General features: G+C 40.1%; 17 protein-coding genes and 2 tRNA genes. 7 read left to right on the top strand and 12 right to left on the bottom strand.

The genetic code is table 11. The features are described from left to right. Positions 1–70 precede the first annotated feature (70 nt). Entirely contained in the window at positions 71–1,243 is a 1,173-nt protein-coding gene (locus tag ACRAD_RS03845; RefSeq protein WP_026056645.1) for a hypothetical protein, read from the bottom strand. A gap of 312 nt (positions 1,244–1,555) precedes the next feature. Beyond that, positions 1,556–1,894 carry a helix-turn-helix transcriptional regulator gene (locus ACRAD_RS03840; RefSeq protein ID WP_005025063.1) on the bottom strand — a complete coding sequence of 113 codons (339 nt, stop codon included), beginning with the start codon at positions 1,892–1,894 and terminating at the stop codon, positions 1,556–1,558. Between the two features lie 394 nt (positions 1,895–2,288). Here ACRAD_RS03840 and ACRAD_RS03835 point away from each other — a divergent pair, with 394 nt between their 5' ends. Then, entirely contained in the window at positions 2,289–2,501 is a 213-nt protein-coding gene (locus ACRAD_RS03835; protein ID WP_005025061.1) for a hypothetical protein, read from the top strand. 140 nt (positions 2,502–2,641) lie between these two features. On the opposite strand, the gene groL is transcribed toward ACRAD_RS03835, so the two are convergent. The 4 genes from groL to ACRAD_RS03815 all read right to left on the bottom strand — a co-directional run bounded on the left by groL (position 2,642) and on the right by ACRAD_RS03815 (position 6,502). Further along, the gene (groL, locus tag ACRAD_RS03830; protein WP_005015664.1) at positions 2,642–4,276 is read right to left on the bottom strand and encodes a chaperonin GroEL; all 1,635 of its coding nucleotides are present in this window, start codon (positions 4,274–4,276) and stop codon (positions 2,642–2,644) included. A 58-nt stretch (positions 4,277–4,334) separates the two neighbouring features. Next, complete coding sequence (locus ACRAD_RS03825; RefSeq protein ID WP_005015665.1) at positions 4,335–4,625, bottom strand: co-chaperone GroES; 291 nt, start codon at positions 4,623–4,625, stop codon at positions 4,335–4,337. A gap of 184 nt (positions 4,626–4,809) precedes the next feature. After that, the gene (locus ACRAD_RS03820) at positions 4,810–5,583 is read right to left on the bottom strand and encodes a metallophosphoesterase family protein (RefSeq protein ID WP_005025059.1); all 774 of its coding nucleotides are present in this window, start codon (positions 5,581–5,583) and stop codon (positions 4,810–4,812) included. Next, entirely contained in the window at positions 5,564–6,502 is a 939-nt protein-coding gene (locus ACRAD_RS03815) for a diacylglycerol/lipid kinase family protein (protein WP_005025058.1), read from the bottom strand. Before ACRAD_RS03815 ends, ACRAD_RS03820 begins: the two co-directional genes overlap by 20 nt. Before the next feature lie 397 nt (positions 6,503–6,899). Here ACRAD_RS03815 and ACRAD_RS03810 point away from each other — a divergent pair, with 397 nt between their 5' ends. Both ACRAD_RS03810 and ACRAD_RS03805 read left to right on the top strand, forming a co-directional pair. Further along, positions 6,900–8,729 (top strand): phosphoenolpyruvate carboxykinase (GTP), encoded by a 1,830-nt coding sequence (locus ACRAD_RS03810; protein ID WP_005025056.1) that lies wholly within the window; start codon positions 6,900–6,902, stop codon positions 8,727–8,729. Between the two features lie 235 nt (positions 8,730–8,964). Further along, the gene (locus ACRAD_RS03805) at positions 8,965–9,393 is read left to right on the top strand and encodes a hypothetical protein (RefSeq protein ID WP_005025054.1); all 429 of its coding nucleotides are present in this window, start codon (positions 8,965–8,967) and stop codon (positions 9,391–9,393) included. 36 nt (positions 9,394–9,429) lie between these two features. Here ACRAD_RS03805 and ACRAD_RS03800 read toward each other — a convergent pair whose 3' ends face one another. Together ACRAD_RS03800 and folD are read right to left on the bottom strand one after the other, a co-directional pair. Further along, entirely contained in the window at positions 9,430–10,098 is a 669-nt protein-coding gene (locus tag ACRAD_RS03800; RefSeq protein WP_005025052.1) for a class I SAM-dependent methyltransferase, read from the bottom strand. A gap of 321 nt (positions 10,099–10,419) precedes the next feature. Continuing rightward, a complete protein-coding gene (folD, locus tag ACRAD_RS03795) occupies positions 10,420–11,268 on the bottom strand; it encodes a bifunctional methylenetetrahydrofolate dehydrogenase/methenyltetrahydrofolate cyclohydrolase FolD (RefSeq protein WP_005025050.1) in 849 nt (282 codons plus the stop codon). Positions 11,269–11,420: 152 nt separating this feature from the next. On the opposite strand from folD, the gene ACRAD_RS03790 reads away from it, so the two are divergent. Further along, positions 11,421–11,494 (top strand) — tRNA-Cys (locus ACRAD_RS03790). A 12-nt stretch (positions 11,495–11,506) separates the two neighbouring features. Then, positions 11,507–11,592, top strand: a tRNA-Leu gene (locus ACRAD_RS03785). A 466-nt stretch (positions 11,593–12,058) separates the two neighbouring features. Here the strand turns inward: ACRAD_RS03785 and ACRAD_RS03780 are convergent. From ACRAD_RS03780 to rlmE, 4 genes are all read right to left on the bottom strand, one after another. Beyond that, on the bottom strand, positions 12,059–12,373 hold the full coding sequence (locus ACRAD_RS03780; RefSeq protein ID WP_005025048.1) for a DUF5713 family protein: 315 nt from the start codon (positions 12,371–12,373) through the stop codon (positions 12,059–12,061). Between the two features lie 64 nt (positions 12,374–12,437). Continuing rightward, a complete protein-coding gene (gene folP / locus ACRAD_RS03775; protein WP_005025046.1) occupies positions 12,438–13,289 on the bottom strand; it encodes a dihydropteroate synthase in 852 nt (283 codons plus the stop codon). 134 nt (positions 13,290–13,423) lie between these two features. Then, positions 13,424–15,319 carry an ATP-dependent zinc metalloprotease FtsH gene (ftsH, locus tag ACRAD_RS03770; protein ID WP_005015684.1) on the bottom strand — a complete coding sequence of 632 codons (1,896 nt, stop codon included), beginning with the start codon at positions 15,317–15,319 and terminating at the stop codon, positions 13,424–13,426. Between the two features lie 135 nt (positions 15,320–15,454). Further along, positions 15,455–16,105, bottom strand: a complete 651-nt coding sequence (gene rlmE / locus ACRAD_RS03765; RefSeq protein ID WP_005015686.1) for a 23S rRNA (uridine(2552)-2'-O)-methyltransferase RlmE — start codon at positions 16,103–16,105, stop codon at positions 15,455–15,457. A 194-nt stretch (positions 16,106–16,299) separates the two neighbouring features. Here rlmE and yhbY point away from each other — a divergent pair, with 194 nt between their 5' ends. After that, complete coding sequence (gene yhbY / locus ACRAD_RS03760) at positions 16,300–16,623, top strand: ribosome assembly RNA-binding protein YhbY (RefSeq protein ID WP_005015688.1); 324 nt, start codon at positions 16,300–16,302, stop codon at positions 16,621–16,623. Positions 16,624–16,635: 12 nt separating this feature from the next. Beyond that, positions 16,636–17,172: a DOMON-like domain-containing protein gene (locus ACRAD_RS03755; RefSeq protein WP_005025044.1), complete on the top strand. Its 537-nt coding sequence runs from the start codon at positions 16,636–16,638 to the stop codon at positions 17,170–17,172. The last annotated feature ends 34 nt before the right edge of the window (positions 17,173–17,206 follow it).

The raw sequence follows: 17,206 nt of genomic DNA, 5'->3' as shown, positions 1-17,206 counted from the left end.
GTGTTGCCCCCAACAGCGTTGAGGGATAGTTTAAGCGTTTACACAGTTTTATTTACAGTCTCTTTAAAGATTAAATTTTCTCAAATAGTTCATTTGCAATTTTTCTTGCTAAAGCATCTTGAGCTTCTGGCAAATCAGGTAAGTTAATGACATATTGAATTGCTTCACGACCTGAAACTTCCATAGGTCCATAGTCATCATATGCTTCGCCTGTATAGGCATTGTAAGCTCGTAAATCATCTTGCGTAAAATCAACATCACATAACTGAGCTAGATAAATATATAGCCATGCTTCACCAGTATTCTTAAATAGTCTTTGGTAAAGGAAGTGTTCAATTGCCTCAGTATCACCTTGATTGCATAGATACAACATCTGCTGATAGACCTCATCCTCATCTACATCAAAATTTATTTCCGCAAGATTTAATGGATAATCTTTGATATACGATTCGTATAATTCGGCTTGCTTTATATATTCATCATATTTTTCTTTATTCTTTGTAGTTTCCTCAGATTTTATATATTTTTGTTTGTCATTATCCCAACAACTACCGAAATTCGAACCATTTCTACCATAAGGTGCAATTTGATTCGCTAGGTAACGATAATATCCAGCAACTAACGCATAAGCATCTAGATTCTTACGATCTTTTGCATAAGACAATATACTCTCAAGATGCTCTCCTATTATATTGAACTCGAAATCATCACCTTCAAAATATCCATAGTCAGACTCATACCTAAGTTCAAATGTATTTAGTAATCCATTATCAAAGTAAACATGACTCAAACTTTCTCGCATCACTCTAAAATTTATAACTTCTATATTTAGATATAAAAGCTCCTGATAGACAGTTTTAGCAATCGAAAAGTGAATCTCTTCTGGAATATCTAATTTCGATAAACTTTGCAAACGAGTGATAAGATTTTTGATTTGATCTAGTAATTGACGACCTTCATAGTCATCCCAATGTAGATCATCTTCATCATAATTCGAATAGTCTGATTCAGGTGGATTTTTAAATACTTCTAAGCTTAATGCGTTGACGAGCTCATGCTGATAATATTCTTCAGAATCATCATATTGGACTTGAATAATTAAATTTTGACTTACAAATGCATTGTACGTTTTATAGCCTTGGTCTAAAGCGATTAATTCATAAATATGCGAACGACTAATCTTTACAGAATGCTGTTCCTGAATTTTTTTTGATAATTTAAATGCGAAATCTTGAATAGACATAATTTTCTCTACAGCCAACTCTAAATTCTTTTGTTCAAAGAATTTCTTGGTGTCATATGACTTATAGCAACGCATGTTTAAATGCTAAGAACCAAACGAGTTGATGCTTAAGAAAATTAAAATATAGATGTGGTTTGTAAAATTAAACCAATAAAACTCAACCCCTTTTCTACTCATGCGTAAGTACGGTAGGCGACCTTGTTTTTAATTTAACATTTTTTTTGAAAATTACAATCATATAAATCAAAATAGATGTTCTTTGAAATATAAAAAATTATTTATCAAATCAGTTATCCTAACTCACACAACTATTCACCAACCCAAGTCATCATCTGTTGGTAGATTTTGATTAGTTTTACGACTTGCTCTTTGTCGAATCTTGCCTCGTAATTTCCATAGCTGAATTGGTGAAATTAGCTGTTCTGGTAAAAATAAATCTAAATGATCAACTAGGTCTAATGTCATCAAAATCGCGATCAAGTTTTCTAATGTGACCTGTCCCGCTTCTGCATTCATCACAACTTTTCTAGAGACTCCTGTGTGTTGAGCTATCTCCAGTTGTGTCAGATTTAAGTTGAGTCTAGCTCTTTGTAATCTTTGCCCTAACTCAATAGCAAGAGCATGCGCTGTCTTAGAATTATGCCGTGTCATGTAAAGTCACCTATATGGTACTTAGATCGCTGAAATACCAATTAAAGTTCAATTTAAGGCACTTTAGAACATATACTATTTTCATTATTTATTTCAAAAAATTCACACAACCAATTACCGTAAGAATTCTAAAGTCCACACTCAATTTAGAAATTAACCATTTTTTTGAAGTTTTGCATAAATATCCTTTTTCAAAATTTGATCCTGCTATGTTTAGCTTAGTGGCATATTTCATGTGATGAACTCATAAAGAAATGATGCGCATTAAAAACTTTAAACACTAGCATATAGGAATTGAAATGCTTGATTTAGCAATATTTTTAATAGATTACTTTAATCTATCTCTCAAACATCATTTGTTTTCTGTTGTTAGTCATTAATTCAGGGGAATGGTATGGGATTTACAATAGACCTCACCAATACTGAACGACGGGTTTCTACCGCTGAATTTGCACTACGTATGAATATCAGTGAAAAAGAGCTCTATCAACGTATCAAAGATGGACGTATACAGTCACCGATCAAGGATGGTCGTAAAAATTTTTGGCTGAATAGTTATGTACTCGCTTGCATCACAAGCTCAGGAACTTATCTTAAGCCCCTTTGAAAAAGCTAGAATAAAAAAGGTCGCTATAATAGCGACCTTTTTTTACAACAAATTATTTTGTGAGTAATACTGTGAGTAACTTATAAAAATTTTATGAATAAATATATAAATTACAAAGTATTAATCACAGCATAGGCAGATTACATCATGCCGCCCATGCCACCCATACCGCCCATATCTGGCACAGCTGGTTTGTCTTCTGGAATGTCAGTAATCATGCATTCAGTGGTCAGCATCAGGCCAGCAACAGAAGCAGCATGTTCAAGCGCAGAACGCGTTACTTTTGCAGGGTCAAGAATACCCATCTCCAGCATGTCGCCATATTCACCTGAAGCTGCGTTATAACCATAGTTACCTTCGCCGCTCTTCACTGCATTGATTACTACTGAAGGCTCATCACCTGCATTAGAAACAATTTGACGAAGTGGTGCTTCAATAGCACGACGCAGAATATTGATACCTACATTCTGGTCATCATTGTTACCAGTTAGGCCATCAAGTGCTTTTGCAGCACGAACCAGCGCTACGCCACCACCAGCAACTACACCTTCTTCAACCGCAGCACGCGTTGCATGCAATGCATCATCTACACGGTCTTTCTTCTCTTTCATTTCAACTTCAGTTGCAGCACCAATTTTGATCACTGCTACACCACCAGCTAATTTAGCAACACGTTCCTGAAGTTTTTCTTTATCGTATTCAGATGTAGATTCTTCGATCTGTGCACGGATTTGCTGTACACGCTCAGCAATTGCATCAGCATTACCTGCACCATCAACAATCACTGTATTTTCTTTAGATACAGTAACTTTATGTGCAGTACCCAGATCTTCAAGGTTAGCCTGCTCAAGAGACATACCCACTTCTTCAGAAATTACGGTTGCGCCAGTCAGGATAGCAATATCTTGCAGCATGGCTTTACGGCGGTCACCAAAGCCAGGAGCTTTCACTGCACACACTTTAATAATACCGCGCATGTTATTTACAACCAGAGTTGCCAGCGCTTCGCCTTCTACGTCTTCTGCGATGATCAGTAACGGCTTACCTGTTTTTGCAACAGCTTCAAGTACAGTAATCAGTTCACGGATATTACTGATTTTTTTGTCAACCAGAAGAATGAACGGATTTTCCAGCTCAGCCGTCAGAGTATCTTGCTTGTTTGCAAAATATGGAGAGATATAACCGCGGTCAAACTGCATACCCTCTACAACATCAAGCGAGTCTTCAAAGCCTGAACCTTCTTCAACGGTAATTACGCCTTCTTTACCGACTTTTTCCATTGCCTGAGCAATCAGCTTACCTACAGTCTCATCAGAGTTTGCTGAAATTGAACCCACTTGTTCAATAGCTTTAAAATCATCTGCTGGCTTCGCTGTAGCGCGGATATTTTCAACTACAGTCTTCACTGCAAGATCAATACCACGTTTCAGGTCCATTGGGTTCATACCCGCAGTTACTGATTTAATGCCTTCATTCAGGATTGCTTGCGCAAGTACAGTTGCGGTTGTTGTACCGTCACCCGCGATATCATTGGTTTTTGAAGATACTTCACGTACGAGCTGTGCGCCCATATTTTCGAATTTATCTTTTAGAGAAATTTCTTTAGCAACGGTTACACCGTCTTTAGTAATATGCGGTGCACCAAAAGAACGGTCAATCACTACATTACGGCCTTTAGGACCTAAAGTTACTTTAACAGCATCTGCCAGAGTGTTTACACCAGCAATCATTTTTGTACGGGCTGAATCACCGAATTTTACGTCTTTAGCTGACATTTTTAACTCCAATTTTTTAAGAAATACTTGATCTGATCACAAATGAGTTAAACGTAAATTAGCCTTCTAACACCGCAAGGATGTCAGACTCTTTCATAATAAGAAGCTCTTCCCCATTTACTTTTACAGTTGTACCGGCATAAGTTCCAAACAGAACCTTGTCGCCAACTTTTACGTCAAGTGCACGTACACCATTATCAGTAATTTGACCATTACCCACTGCAATGATTTCACCTTGAGAAGGTTTTTCTGCCGCAGAACCTGGCAATAAAATACCACCCGCAGTTTTTGTTTCTTCTTCTACACGACGAACTACTACACGGTCATGTAATGGACGAATATTGCTCATAATTAACTCCATCAGACTAAGTCTTTTTTAAGTAATCAGTTATTACTTTATTTATAAGTCTAAGTAATAACCTAAAGTGTTTTGATGACACTTTTGTGGGGATAGAAAAAAACGCTTCAAGGGGAAAAATAAAAAAAATTTGTATTTTTGTATTTTTTTTAACCGCTCGACAGATCTTGGGTAATTATTTAATCACATCTGTCCGTAAAACAAATGATTGACTCTCTTCATTAAACCAGTATTGCAGAATTTCACCAGATATTGAAACAGTGTTAAAACTGTTCGGCAGGTTCTTGTGCAAGCGCCAGGAAGTCGCAGTACCGGCATGAATATTATAAATAGGATGATCAACTTTTAAATTATACAGTCGGGTCAGATCATAGATCGCGGTTTTATGTAAATGGCCATGTAAAATACCAAACAATTTATATTGTCCCCAAACCTCTAGAGCCATACGGCCGAGTACCGGACAGTCTTTTAAACCATGGGGGTCGTCAGGTTCAGTATAAAACGGCTGATGTGACGTAATAATTTTAAGTTTATGTAAGGGGGCCTGTTCTAGTTTCTCACGGGTTTCATGAATTTGCTCTAGTGAGACATGACCACGTGTATGATAACGCCGTCTTACACTATTGACTCCAATAACATAAAAGTGTTCGGTTTCTAGTACATTTTCCAAATTACCGAAAAAATACTGGTAACGGGTAAACGGGCTAAAGACACGATTCCACAAATGATAAAGTGGTATATCATGATTGCCAGGTACAACCAGATAAGGAATCTGGAGACTCTCTAAAAACTGCTTACAATAATAAAACTGGGTAAACCGGGCACGTTGGGTCAGGTCCCCACTTACCACGAGAGCTTCGGGTTGTTGCTCTTTACAGAATACTCGTAAGGCCTTTATACATTCTGGCCGCTCGGTACCAAAATGCAGATCAGAGAGATGGAGCAGCATAGGGCACCATTATGTTAAGCGCATTTTTTTCAACTGTAATTTTTAAAGGTGTCTGCAACTCGACAATTTCTCCATCAATCGCCACTTTAATATTTTTTTTAGCTGCATGTACCTGAACCTGATCTGCGCAGAAGCTATAGACCTGTGAAGCCTGTTCAAGCTTGCCTTGTATCAGTTGAAATAGCAGTTTAAACAAAGTTCTTTTATCAGTATTTGCTACAGCCACACCGGCAACCCGGCCAGCTGCCGCACAGTCAGCAACACGCAGACGCATTTCCTGTAGCTGAAGTTGATTATTACCAAAAAAGACCAGCGGTGTATTTAAGGGATATCTTTTACCATCCACTTCTAAAGTCAGTTTTAAAGCTTTGCGGTCTCGAATCATGACATCCAGAGCTGAAGCATATGCATTAAATGTGAAGCGGCCAAACCGCTGGTTATATGCCTCCCTTCGCTTAATAAAGAGTGGATATAATCCTAGACTTGCATTGTTCAAATAAATCTGATTATTAAGTTTTGCCACATGAATCGCCTGAGGCCGACCAGAAATAATTACCTTTGTAGCTTCAAGCAAATCTAAAGGAATATTCAGGGCCCGCGCAACATAATTAAATGTCCCTAAAGGTAATAAGCCTAGCGGTATGTCAGTATGCAATAACTTTGCCCCTACTGCATTTAGAGTACCATCCCCCCCAGCTGCGACCACAACCCCTACATCTGGCCCATTTAAATGACGATCCAGCACATCCTGCATCAGCTGGTCAAAATCTGAGTTTGAATGTAATTCCAAGACCTGAATTTCGAAGCCATGTGTACTGAGTTGAGTTAGTATTTCTTCATAAAGCTCATCGCGACGGGCTGCATGAAAACCAGAATTTCTGTTATAAATAATAGTTAGAGGGCGCAATTGCTCATTCATAAACAATAAAAATTAAAGTAGTTGCTCTAATTTCGTCCAATTAATAGACAATTAAAATAGGCATTATGTAAAATTTAAATGAGTATGATTTATTTTACCAATAATAGTAAATTCAATTTTTTTTAACGTAATTATTTTATTTTTAATAAAATTTTTTAAATAAATACCATATATTTTTATTAAAAATAATTTGATATAAATTTCTTAATCTAATTTAATATATTGATTTTAAGAAGATTTATATAAAGATCTATATGTAATTACTTTCAGCCTTTAGTCTTATTTTTTTTATTAATTTATGCTTTAATACTGCCACTTTTTTTATTCATTTTGTTTGTCTTGTTTAGACAGACGAATTTGTACTTGTACTTTGTACATATTTTTAATAGGCCTCACCATGACCCAAGTGAACGCACCAGAATTCGTTCGTCATCCTAAGCTTATTGCATGGGTTGAAGAAATTGCAAAATTAACGAAACCTGCAAAAATTGAATGGTGTGACGGTAGCGACGAAGAATATCAACGTCTAATTGACCTGATGATTGCTAACGGCACCATGAAAGCATTAAACCAAGAAAAACATCCTGGTTCGTATCTTGCAAATTCTGATCCTTCCGACGTTGCTCGTGTTGAAGACCGTACTTACATCTGTTCTGAAACGCAAGAAGATGCCGGTGCGACCAATAACTGGGAAGCTCCAGCCGAGATGCGTACCAAACTGAATGGTTTGTTTGACGGTGCTATGGCTGGACGTACCATGTATGTCGTACCTTTCTCTATGGGCCCGCTGGGCAGCCACATTGCACATATCGGTATTGAATTGACCGACTCTCCTTATGTTGCAGTGAGCATGACTAAAATGGCTCGTATGGGTAAAGCCGTTTATGATGTGTTAGGTACTGATGGCGAATTTATTCCATGTGTACATACAGTAGGTGCACCGCTTGCAGAAGGTCAAAAAGATGTTTCTTGGCCATGCAACAAAGAGAAATACATTGTTCATTACCCAGAAACCCGTGAAATCTGGTCTTACGGTTCTGGTTATGGTGGTAACGCATTACTTGGTAAAAAGTGTCTGGCACTTCGTATTGCCTCCGTCATGGGTCGTGACCAAGGCTGGCTAGCAGAACATATGCTTATTCTGGGTGTAACCAACCCTCAGGGCGAAAAACACTATATCGCTGCAGCATTCCCATCAGCCTGTGGTAAAACGAACTTTGCCATGCTGATTCCACCTGCGGGTTATGAAGGCTGGAAAATTGAAACTGTAGGCGATGATATTGCCTGGATCAAGCCAGGTGAAGATGGTCGCCTGTATGCAATTAATCCAGAAGCTGGTTTCTTTGGTGTAGCACCTGGAACCAATACTAAAACTAACCCGAACTGCATGGCAACGCTGCATAAAGACGTCATCTATACTAACGTTGCTGTGACTGAAAATGGGGAAGTATGGTGGGAAGGTCTGTCTAAAGAAATTCCAGCAAATCTTACGACCTGGAAAGGACAGCCTCATGCTGAAGGCGAAAAAGCTGCGCATCCGAATGCCCGCTTTACTGTTTCAGCAGCTCAGTGCCCTTCTATTGATGCAGACTGGGAAAACCCGGCAGGCGTACCTATTTCTGCATTTATCTTTGGTGGACGTCGTGCCGATACAGTACCTTTAGTTTCAGAAGCTTTTGACTGGGTAGATGGTGTATACAAAGCAGCAACTATGGGTTCAGAAACCACTGCTGCAGCTGTAGGTCAACAAGGCATCGTACGCCGCGATCCGTTTGCAATGCTTCCATTTGCTGGTTACAACATGGCCGACTACTTTGGCCACTGGCTAAGCATGGGCGAAAAAGTTGCTGCGCAAGCTGAAGCACATGGCAACCATTTACCGAAAATCTTCAATGTAAATTGGTTCCGTCGTGACGCTGAAGGCAACTTTGTATGGCCTGGTTTTGGCCAGAACATGCGTGTTCTAGAGTGGATCATTGACCGTTGTGAAGGTCGTGCAAGTGCAGTTGAAACTCCAATTGGCTATGTTCCAACTTATGAACAGCTCAACTGGACTGGTCTAGACTTTAGCAAAGAACAGTTTGATACTGTAACTTCTCAAGATAAAGACCAGTGGATTAAAGAACTGGAAAGCCATACTGAGCTATTCAGCAAGTTAGGTGACCGTTTACCACAAGCACTGAAAGATCGTCAGAATCAGCTGCTTGATGCTGTAAAATCAGTTTAAATCAATAAAATAAAAGAAGGTCGCAATTGCGACCTTTTTTTATTTTAATTTTATCCAAGCTCTATTGATCAATCACCAGAGAAAAATTGCTATTATCATTTACCCATTAAATTGATGTCTTTAACATTTACTTAAAATTTCTTCAGCTTACTGAAGCATATCAGTCCTTAAGATTGCTTATTTCCGCTAGTTCTATGCCATACTTGAACCTATAAGGATAAAAGGCTTTCTAATTATGAAGAAAATAACTTTATTGGTTACTTTACCATTATGTTTTATTATAACGGCATGCCAGACTAGCCCTCGCCAGTACAATGGTATTACAGGCTATCAGATCGAGAACAAGTCTGCCCAATCAGCGACGATTGCCTATACTTTGGCATTACGTGCCAACCAGTCTATAGATGAAAATAAATTGCAGATGGCTTGTCAGCAAGTATTAGGTACTGGTAAAACTTATAAAATTTCAGTATTAAGCGCCAATGAGATTCCAAATCCTGCTGCTACCCAGCAGGACAATTATGGTATACAACTCGGCCAGAGTCGGGCCTTATTCAGTTTATCTGATACCCCAAGTTTAAATAACAGTGAAGATTACGCAACTCGACAGGCGCTTGAAGCCAAGCCTGCAATTCTACGCGTCATTCGCTATACCTGTTCGTAATATTTTATGTTTTATCAGCTCAGACGTTATTTAAACTTATAACGTCTTATAAAAGCTGACATTGCGAAATTCTTTAGCTTCATCGAGGTCTGGCCAGGTGGTGGCACTACGTTCTTCAGTTTTGCAGTAACGAGAGTGGCTAAAGTTTTTTACCCGACTATCTGCCACCCAGACCGTTGAAGTGAATTTCAGAAATTCATCCAGAAAGAAGCGGTTACTCTGATCGTAAAGTACATCAGCCGCTAATAGCACATCAACCTGCTCTGCCTTATACAAGTCATCCAAATACTCAAGCTCGACATCATTAAGCTTTGCATTCTCGCGACAAGCCGCCAGACTGACCTGATCGATATCACAACAGATTACGCGCTTGGCACCTGCCATTTTAGCGGCAATAGCTACTACTCCAGAACCAGCACCAAAATCCAATACCACTTTATCTTTGACATGCTGTGGCTCGGCAAGCAACCACTGTGCCATAGCAAGTCCTGAAGCCCAGCAGAAAATCCAGTAAGGCGTATCATTCCAGATACGTCGAATAACCTCATCATCGAGGCGGTCAGTAGGAAAAACTGGCGGTATTAACCATAATAAAATAGGGGTTTCAGGTAATTGCTGTACCTGTAGTTCACACTGTGGTATAACCTCATGTAAAGCTTGAAGAAGATGCTCAGAAGCCTTAGCCAGTTGAAAAGTACAACTCATCAAAAATTTAACCTTTATTAAAGCGATTCAAAGTTATTAAAGCTTAATATGATACGCACTCTAGTCATACCCCACTGTTTAAAGCCAGAGTTTATAATAAAAGAATAATTCTGCGCCCTATAATTTTTTTAATACTTTTTAACGAGTTTCGCAGGCCGCAGATAGTTTTTCTGCCTTTTTCAAAACAGAAATAAAGTGACCAGCCGATTAATTCAAATAAAGATCAGGATAAACAGGCGATGAAAATAACTTTAAAAGCTTTATTAAAATAAAAGCCATGCAAACTTAATATTTACATAGCTTTTAATAATGCTTTTAAAATCAAGCCAAGGCTTTCTCAGCAGCTTCGACTGTCTGGCGAATTAAAGTCGTGATTGTCATTGGCCCTACGCCACCTGGAACAGGAGTATAAGCAGAAGCCAGCTCTTCAATACCTGCTAGTTGAATATCCCCTACACCACCGCCATCACGCGGATGAAAACCAGCATCAACCACCACAGCACCCGGCTTGATCCATTCCTTTTGTATAAACTCGGCTTTTCCAACAGCCCCTACAAGGATGTCAGCCTGTTTAACAAATTCAGAGAGGTTCTGTGTACGCGAATGGCAAATCGTCACTGTAGCATTAGCCTGAAGCAACATCATTGCCATTGGCTTGCCCAAAATAGCAGAGCGGCCTACAACAACGGCATGTTTACCTGCAATTTCAATATTATTTTCTTTTAAGATCGTCATGATTCCAGCAGGTGTTGCAGAGCCATAGGCAGCCTCTCCCATTGCCATACGACCAAAACCCAAGCAAGTCACGCCATCTACATCCTTTTCTAGCGATATGGCATCAAAACAGGCACGTTCATCAATCTGTTCCGGAACAGGATGCTGAAGCAGAATACCATGTACATCAGGGTTTTCATTTAGCTTTTCAATTTCTGCCAGTAACTGCTCGATAGTTGTTTCTTTTGGTAGTTCCACTTTAAGAGAATCCATACCAACACGACGACAGGCATTCCCTTTCATACGTACATAAGTAGCTGAAGCACCATCATCTCCTACCAGGATAGTTGCCAGAATTGGCGTACGACCTGTTTTTATCTTTAACGCCTCTACACGTTGTAACAAGTCAGCTTCTATCTGTTTCGCCAGTGTACGACCGTCTAAAACCAATGCCACAGCACATCTCCCAAGTGGATATGAATCAATTTTGCACATAATACATGATTATTTAACCGTTTTTATTTTAGTTGCTGTTTTTATGTGCATATTCACCATACATCCTATTGTTTTTTTTTCAAAGATTGCTAATATGTGCATCACCAAGAGATGGCGGGGTGGCAGAGTGGTCATGCAGCGGACTGCAACTCCGTGTACGCCGGTTCGATTCCGACCTCCGCCTCCAATCTTGTGTAACGCCCGGGTGGTGAAATAGGTAGACACAGGGGATTTAAAATCCCCCGCCCACAAAGCGTGCCGGTTCGAGTCCGGCCCCGGGCACCATTTTAAAGCTAAAATAAAATGGTGTAATAAAAAATCCAGCATTAAGCTGGTTTTTTTATGCCTGTAATTTCTTGAATATAAAAATATAAATTTTACAATGATCAAGTTTATTCAAATTACGATTTCCTGCTCTTGTACCTCAACAGTTTAGTAGCTTGAGTATTCAGACATTTTTAAATACAAGTTCTGGAATTATTTAAAAAATAGCTCATCAAGTAGATAATCATCGCATATCACAGTGCTGTACTCTCAGTCACAGCTACTGTGCTTTAAAATTTAATAATTAAGGAAATAAATAACCATGAGAAAACAAGAGTGATAATTCCGGCAAAAGTTAAGGATGTATACCCTTAAGTGGAGCAAATATTATATTTAACGATGACAGGATTGCAGAAAAACATTTAGGACAATACTGCCAACTATAGAATGTCCTTAAAAAACTATAAGGCCTTGCAATAAAATTATCTTACCACTCCCTATTGGCAACCAGTTCTTCCATATCAATATCCAGATAACCAGCCTCCTGTACCACCATCATCATAGCCTCAGCAATATAATCAGCTGCTGCATCATCTAGAGATGAATCCATCTGCTCAAACTTGGGTTTCATTTTATTGATTTGAACTATGATCTCCTGAGCAGAAGAATATATATCTATCTGACTCAAAGAACTTGCTGTAATTTTTTCAGAAAACTTTAGCAGCAACTGTTTAATACGTGATACCAGCTCATCAGGATAGTATTCATCCTCAAACATAGGAGTTAATAACTCATCATTCATTACTTATTCTCAAAAATAAAAATCCGAGCCTAAAGAACCCGGATTCAGTCAAATATAGAAACCATCAGGCAGACAGTGTAGCACACCAGATTTTAATCGCATCACTGGTAGCCTTCACATCATGTACCCTTACGATAGATGCCCCCTGCTGTATACTCAAAAGATGCGCTGTGACACTGCCAATTATACGATCTTCTACCTCTGCGCCCTCCAAGGCCTCACCAATGAAGCGCTTACGCGACAGTGCAGATAGAACCGGATAACCTAATTCATTAAGCCGCCAGAAATCCTGCAACAGTTTCAGGTTATGGCTAGCATTCTTGGCAAAGCCAAAGCCTGGATCAATAATGATATTATCTGCCCGCACTCCTGCTGCAATGGCTGCCTCAACTCGTACAGTCAACTCACGAAGCACTTCTTCAACTACATCTTCGTAATTGGCCAGCTGGTTCATTGTGGTAGGCTCACCACGCATATGCATGATGACTACAGGTATATCCAGCTCTGCCGCCACTGCAAGTGCATCTGGGCGACTCAATGCCCGCACATCATTCCAGATATGAGCTCCCTTCTTCACTGCTTGGCGGATTACCTCAGGCTCACTGGTATCAACAGATATAATTACATCATGTTGCGCCAAAGCTTCCACTACAGGAAGTACACGTTGAAGCTCTTCTTTAACCGATACTGGAGTAGCGCCTGGCCGGGTAGATTCCCCTCCAATATCAATAATAGTTGCCCCGTCTTTTATCATCTGTAAAGCATACTGGAGAGCTTGCTCTTTATGGTTATATTTTCCGCCATCACTAAAGGAGTCAGGAGTAACATTTAAAATCCCCATAATATGCGGGCGAGCTAAATCCAGACTTACATCTTTGCATTGTAAAGTCTGTTTAGGTAATGGCATTAGCCGCATTGGTCTCTCCTGATCTTATGATTGATACATTTTAACAAGTTAAATTCAGGCTGAGTGTTAAGTTATTTTCATGCTTCTGTTTTTACATAATAAAAAAGAGCCACTTGAAGTGGCTCTTTTCTAAATAACTGTATTTAGTTCATTGCTGGCAATGGAGGCGGTGTAGACGGACCATTTTTAGGTGGCTCCAGATCTGCAACCGGATTATCTGCAACATAAACTTTAGGTGGCTGAGGATCACGACCTTCCATAATGTCACGGATCTGCTCACGATCAATAGTTTCCCATTCCATCAGAGCTTTAACCATTTTATGTGCAATATCCTGATTACCTTCAAGAATATCCCAAGCAACTTTATATTGCTCATCCAGAATACGGCGCACTTCCTGATCGACTTGTTGCTGGGTAGCTTCAGAAATAGTGCGACTATTCATACTGCCCATAAATGACTGCTGTGAATCATCTTCATAGACCATTACACCCAGTTTGTCAGACATACCGTATTTGGTGACCATCGCGCGTGCCATTTTTGTTGCACGTTCAAAGTCGTTAGATGCACCCGTTGACTGCTGATGAATAAAGATCTCTTCTGCAATCCGGCCACCGAACAAAATAGATATCTCGTTCAGCATTTTGTCCTTGTAATGGCTGGTCTGATCAAACTCTGGTAACTGCCAGGTTACGCCTAAAGCCCAACCACGCGGCATAATTGTTACCTTATGGACCGGATCAGTACCGGGCAGCATCTCAGCAACGATTGCATGTCCTGCCTCATGGTAAGCAGTAGCACGACGCTCTTCTTCACGAAGAACCATCGATTTACGCTCTGGCCCCATATACAGTTTATCTTTTGCATCCTCGAAGTCATGCATGTCGACTGTGTTCTTGTTGCGACGTGCCGCAAAAAGAGCTGCCTCATTGACCAGGTTTGCCAGTTGGGCACCCGAAAAGCCAGGTGTACCACGCGCCAACACTTTAACATCTACACCGGTAGTTGAAGGCAGTTTTCTTAAATGAACATTCAGAATCTGTTCACGACCCTTAATGTCTGGTAGACCCACCATTACTTGGCGGTCAAAACGACCTGGACGAAGCAAGGCTTTATCGAGTACATCAGCACGGTTAGTAGCTGCAATTACGATAATACCTTCATTTCCTTCAAAACCATCCATTTCAACCAGCATTTGGTTAAGAGTCTGCTCACGTTCATCATGTCCGCCACCTGTACCTGAACCACGATGACGACCCACTGCATCAATCTCGTCAATGAAAATAATACAAGGTGCATGACGTTTAGCCTGCTCAAACATGTCACGTACACGCGAGGCACCAACACCAACAAACATTTCAACAAAGTCAGAACCGGAGATGCTAAAAAACGGTACTTTTGCTTCACCGGCAATAGCTTTGGCGAGCAAGGTTTTACCTGTACCCGGCGGGCCTACCATTAAAACACCTTTAGGAATGGTTGCGCCTAGACGCTTAAATTTTGCCGGATCTTTCAAGAAATCGACAATTTCAACCACTTCCTGTTTGGCCTCATCACAGCCCGCCACATCGGCAAAGGTTACTTTGATCTGGTCTTCAGATAACATTTTTGCTTTGGACTTACCAAAGCTCATTGGCCCGTTCTTGCCACCTGCACCGCCACCCATATTTCGCATAAAGAACATGAATAACAAGATGATTAGAAGTACAGGAAAGCTTGCAATGAGTAATTGCATCAATAAACCTTGACGTTGCGGTGCTGTACCCTCAACGACAACATTATTTTTGATAAGGCTCGGCATAAGCTCAGGGTCTTGAACCGCAGGACGAATGCTTTCAAACTCTGAACCGTTGACTTTTTCGCCATTAATACGCTCGCCATCAATTGTGACTTGCTTAATTTGACCGGCATTAACCGCTGCCACGAATTCGGAATAATTCATCGCAGTCGGCTTGTTGCGGTCACTGATGTTACTGAAAATCAAGATCAGAACACCCAGTATTATTAGCCACAATACGGCATTCTTGAAGAGATCGCTCAAAGCTTTATTCCCATATCAATCTAATTTGATCATGCCCAAAATTTCTGGGGTGACCCTAACAAAAAACTGTAAAACAGCATGCAATGTCTAAAAAAGTACAAAATGCACAATTTTTGACGGGTTGGCAAGTAAAGTTTATTGCAACGCTTTTTTACGGCCTTGTCCAATTAAAAACACTTCTTTCGAACGGGCTCGTGACGCGGCGGGTTTAACAGTTTTTAACACATCAAAACTATCAACCACTTGCTTGCGAAACTCATCAAAGCCAGCCCCTTGGAATACTTTTACCACAAACTGTCCGTTGGGTCCGAGTACCTTTTGTGCAAAATCTAAAGCAAGTTCACACAAATATATCTGGCGGGGCTGATCAACCGCCCTATTACCAGATGTATTGGGGGCCATATCCGAAATTACAACGTCTACCTGACGTCCATTTAAAATATTTAACAATTTTTCGAATACTTCTTCTTCACGGAAGTCACCCTGCAAGAAAGTGACATCTGCCAAAGCATCCATCGGAAGAATATCGGACGCAATTACCAGTCCTTTATCCCCTACCAGTTTACCCGCTATCTGCGACCAGCTCCCTGGAGCCGCTCCCAGATCAACTACAGTCATACCCGGTTTGATGAGCTTATATTTTTCCTGGATCTCAAGAAGTTTATAGGCAGCGCGTGCACGATAGCCTTCCTTTTGCGCCTTTTTTACAAAAGGGTCGTCCAGATGCTCTCTCATCCACGCACGACTACTTTTAGATAACTTCTGGTTGGTAATGCGTGTTGCCATAACTACTAAATATTGAAATAACTTCTATTTTTTTATTGTACGTGAAAAATGTGCAGCTTGCAGTATACATCTGTATCTAAAGCGCCCTCCCCAACGGATATTTTTAATAAGCTTCATCGATAATTTAAGAGTTTTAGAGTGTTTGAATTCGGTTTTTGCTATACTGGGGCGTTTTTAAATTTAGGTTATATTTCATGGCGGCTCTCTCTATTCAAGAACGCAAGCGTTTACGTCAAATTGGACATGCTCTTAATCCAGTAGTAATGATCGGGGGGCAAGGCCTGACCGAAGGCGTGATTGAAGAAACCAACCGCGCATTAAACGATCATGAACTAATTAAAGTGAAGATTGCTGGCGAAGATCGTGAAGCACGTGGACAGGTTATTGATGCGTTAATAGAAGCTACTGGTGCTCAAGCAGTACAGAAAATTGGTAAAATTGTTCTGCTTTATAAAAAGGCAGCCAAACAGAATCAGCATTTGTCGAATCTGGTTCGTCACGCGCATCTTTCAAGCTGATCATTTTCTCTTATGGCTAGTTACGAACTTAATCCTTTTAAAAGGTTTTCTGCTATTTCCTTGGTAGGTGCAGTTGAACAGCAAGATCAGGCTTCTTTAAATATCGGTTTCTGGATTAGTGACCCAAACCAGCTAATCCTTTGGCCAGATAAAGTCGCATCAAATCCACGCCGTGACTATCTATGGGAAAATACCTGTTATGAAATTTTCATTGGTGTAAAAGATCAAGATTTTTATCGGGAAATTAACCTTTCCCCTTCTGAAGCTTGGCAAGCCTACCAGTTCGAAGAGTATCGCTATCCGGAAGATATTCCTCCAAAACCAGCTTATGATATTGAGTTAAATCAGCTCAAGCGGACACATTATGGTTTAAATGTGAGTCTGGATCTGGGACGGTTTATGGCAGACCATGAATTGAAGTGGTCAGATTTATATCTTGGCTTGTCGGCAGTACTTAAGACTTCACAAGAAGTACATTATTTCGCTATGCAGCATAGTAGCCCGCAACCAGATTTTCATAATAAGCGTGACTGGCTACATCAGTTTTGAAACTTCCAGTAATAATTTAAAAAAGTGAGTTTAT

Origin of the sequence: Acinetobacter radioresistens DSM 6976 = NBRC 102413 = CIP 103788 (assembly GCF_006757745.1) — a bacterium.
Lineage (GTDB): Bacteria > Pseudomonadota > Gammaproteobacteria > Pseudomonadales > Moraxellaceae > Acinetobacter > Acinetobacter radioresistens.
Note: the sequence above shows the minus strand (reverse complement) of the source record. Positions and strands in the feature narration are given on the sequence as shown.

What these genes read in the sequence shown, in the direction of transcription:
- ACRAD_RS03835 (WP_005025061.1), top strand. Translation starts at nt 2,289, where the DNA reads ATGGGATTTACAATAGACCTCACCAATACTGAACGACGGGTTTCTACC.
- ACRAD_RS03840 (WP_005025063.1), bottom strand. Translation starts at nt 1,894, where the DNA reads ATGACACGGCATAATTCTAAGACAGCGCATGCTCTTGCTATTGAGTTA.
- ACRAD_RS03845 (WP_026056645.1), bottom strand. Translation starts at nt 1,243, where the DNA reads ATGTCTATTCAAGATTTCGCATTTAAATTATCAAAAAAAATTCAGGAA.
- folP (WP_005025046.1), bottom strand. Translation starts at nt 13,289, where the DNA reads ATGCGGCTAATGCCATTACCTAAACAGACTTTACAATGCAAAGATGTA.
- ACRAD_RS03805 (WP_005025054.1), top strand. Translation starts at nt 8,965, where the DNA reads ATGAAGAAAATAACTTTATTGGTTACTTTACCATTATGTTTTATTATA.
- ACRAD_RS03815 (WP_005025058.1), bottom strand. Translation starts at nt 6,502, where the DNA reads ATGAATGAGCAATTGCGCCCTCTAACTATTATTTATAACAGAAATTCT.
- yhbY (WP_005015688.1), top strand. Translation starts at nt 16,300, where the DNA reads ATGGCGGCTCTCTCTATTCAAGAACGCAAGCGTTTACGTCAAATTGGA.
- groL (WP_005015664.1), bottom strand. Translation starts at nt 4,276, where the DNA reads ATGTCAGCTAAAGACGTAAAATTCGGTGATTCAGCCCGTACAAAAATG.
- ACRAD_RS03825 (WP_005015665.1), bottom strand. Translation starts at nt 4,625, where the DNA reads ATGAGCAATATTCGTCCATTACATGACCGTGTAGTAGTTCGTCGTGTA.
- ACRAD_RS03755 (WP_005025044.1), top strand. Translation starts at nt 16,636, where the DNA reads ATGGCTAGTTACGAACTTAATCCTTTTAAAAGGTTTTCTGCTATTTCC.
- ACRAD_RS03780 (WP_005025048.1), bottom strand. Translation starts at nt 12,373, where the DNA reads ATGAATGATGAGTTATTAACTCCTATGTTTGAGGATGAATACTATCCT.
- ACRAD_RS03800 (WP_005025052.1), bottom strand. Translation starts at nt 10,098, where the DNA reads ATGAGTTGTACTTTTCAACTGGCTAAGGCTTCTGAGCATCTTCTTCAA.
- ACRAD_RS03810 (WP_005025056.1), top strand. Translation starts at nt 6,900, where the DNA reads ATGACCCAAGTGAACGCACCAGAATTCGTTCGTCATCCTAAGCTTATT.
- rlmE (WP_005015686.1), bottom strand. Translation starts at nt 16,105, where the DNA reads ATGGCAACACGCATTACCAACCAGAAGTTATCTAAAAGTAGTCGTGCG.
- ACRAD_RS03820 (WP_005025059.1), bottom strand. Translation starts at nt 5,583, where the DNA reads ATGCTGCTCCATCTCTCTGATCTGCATTTTGGTACCGAGCGGCCAGAA.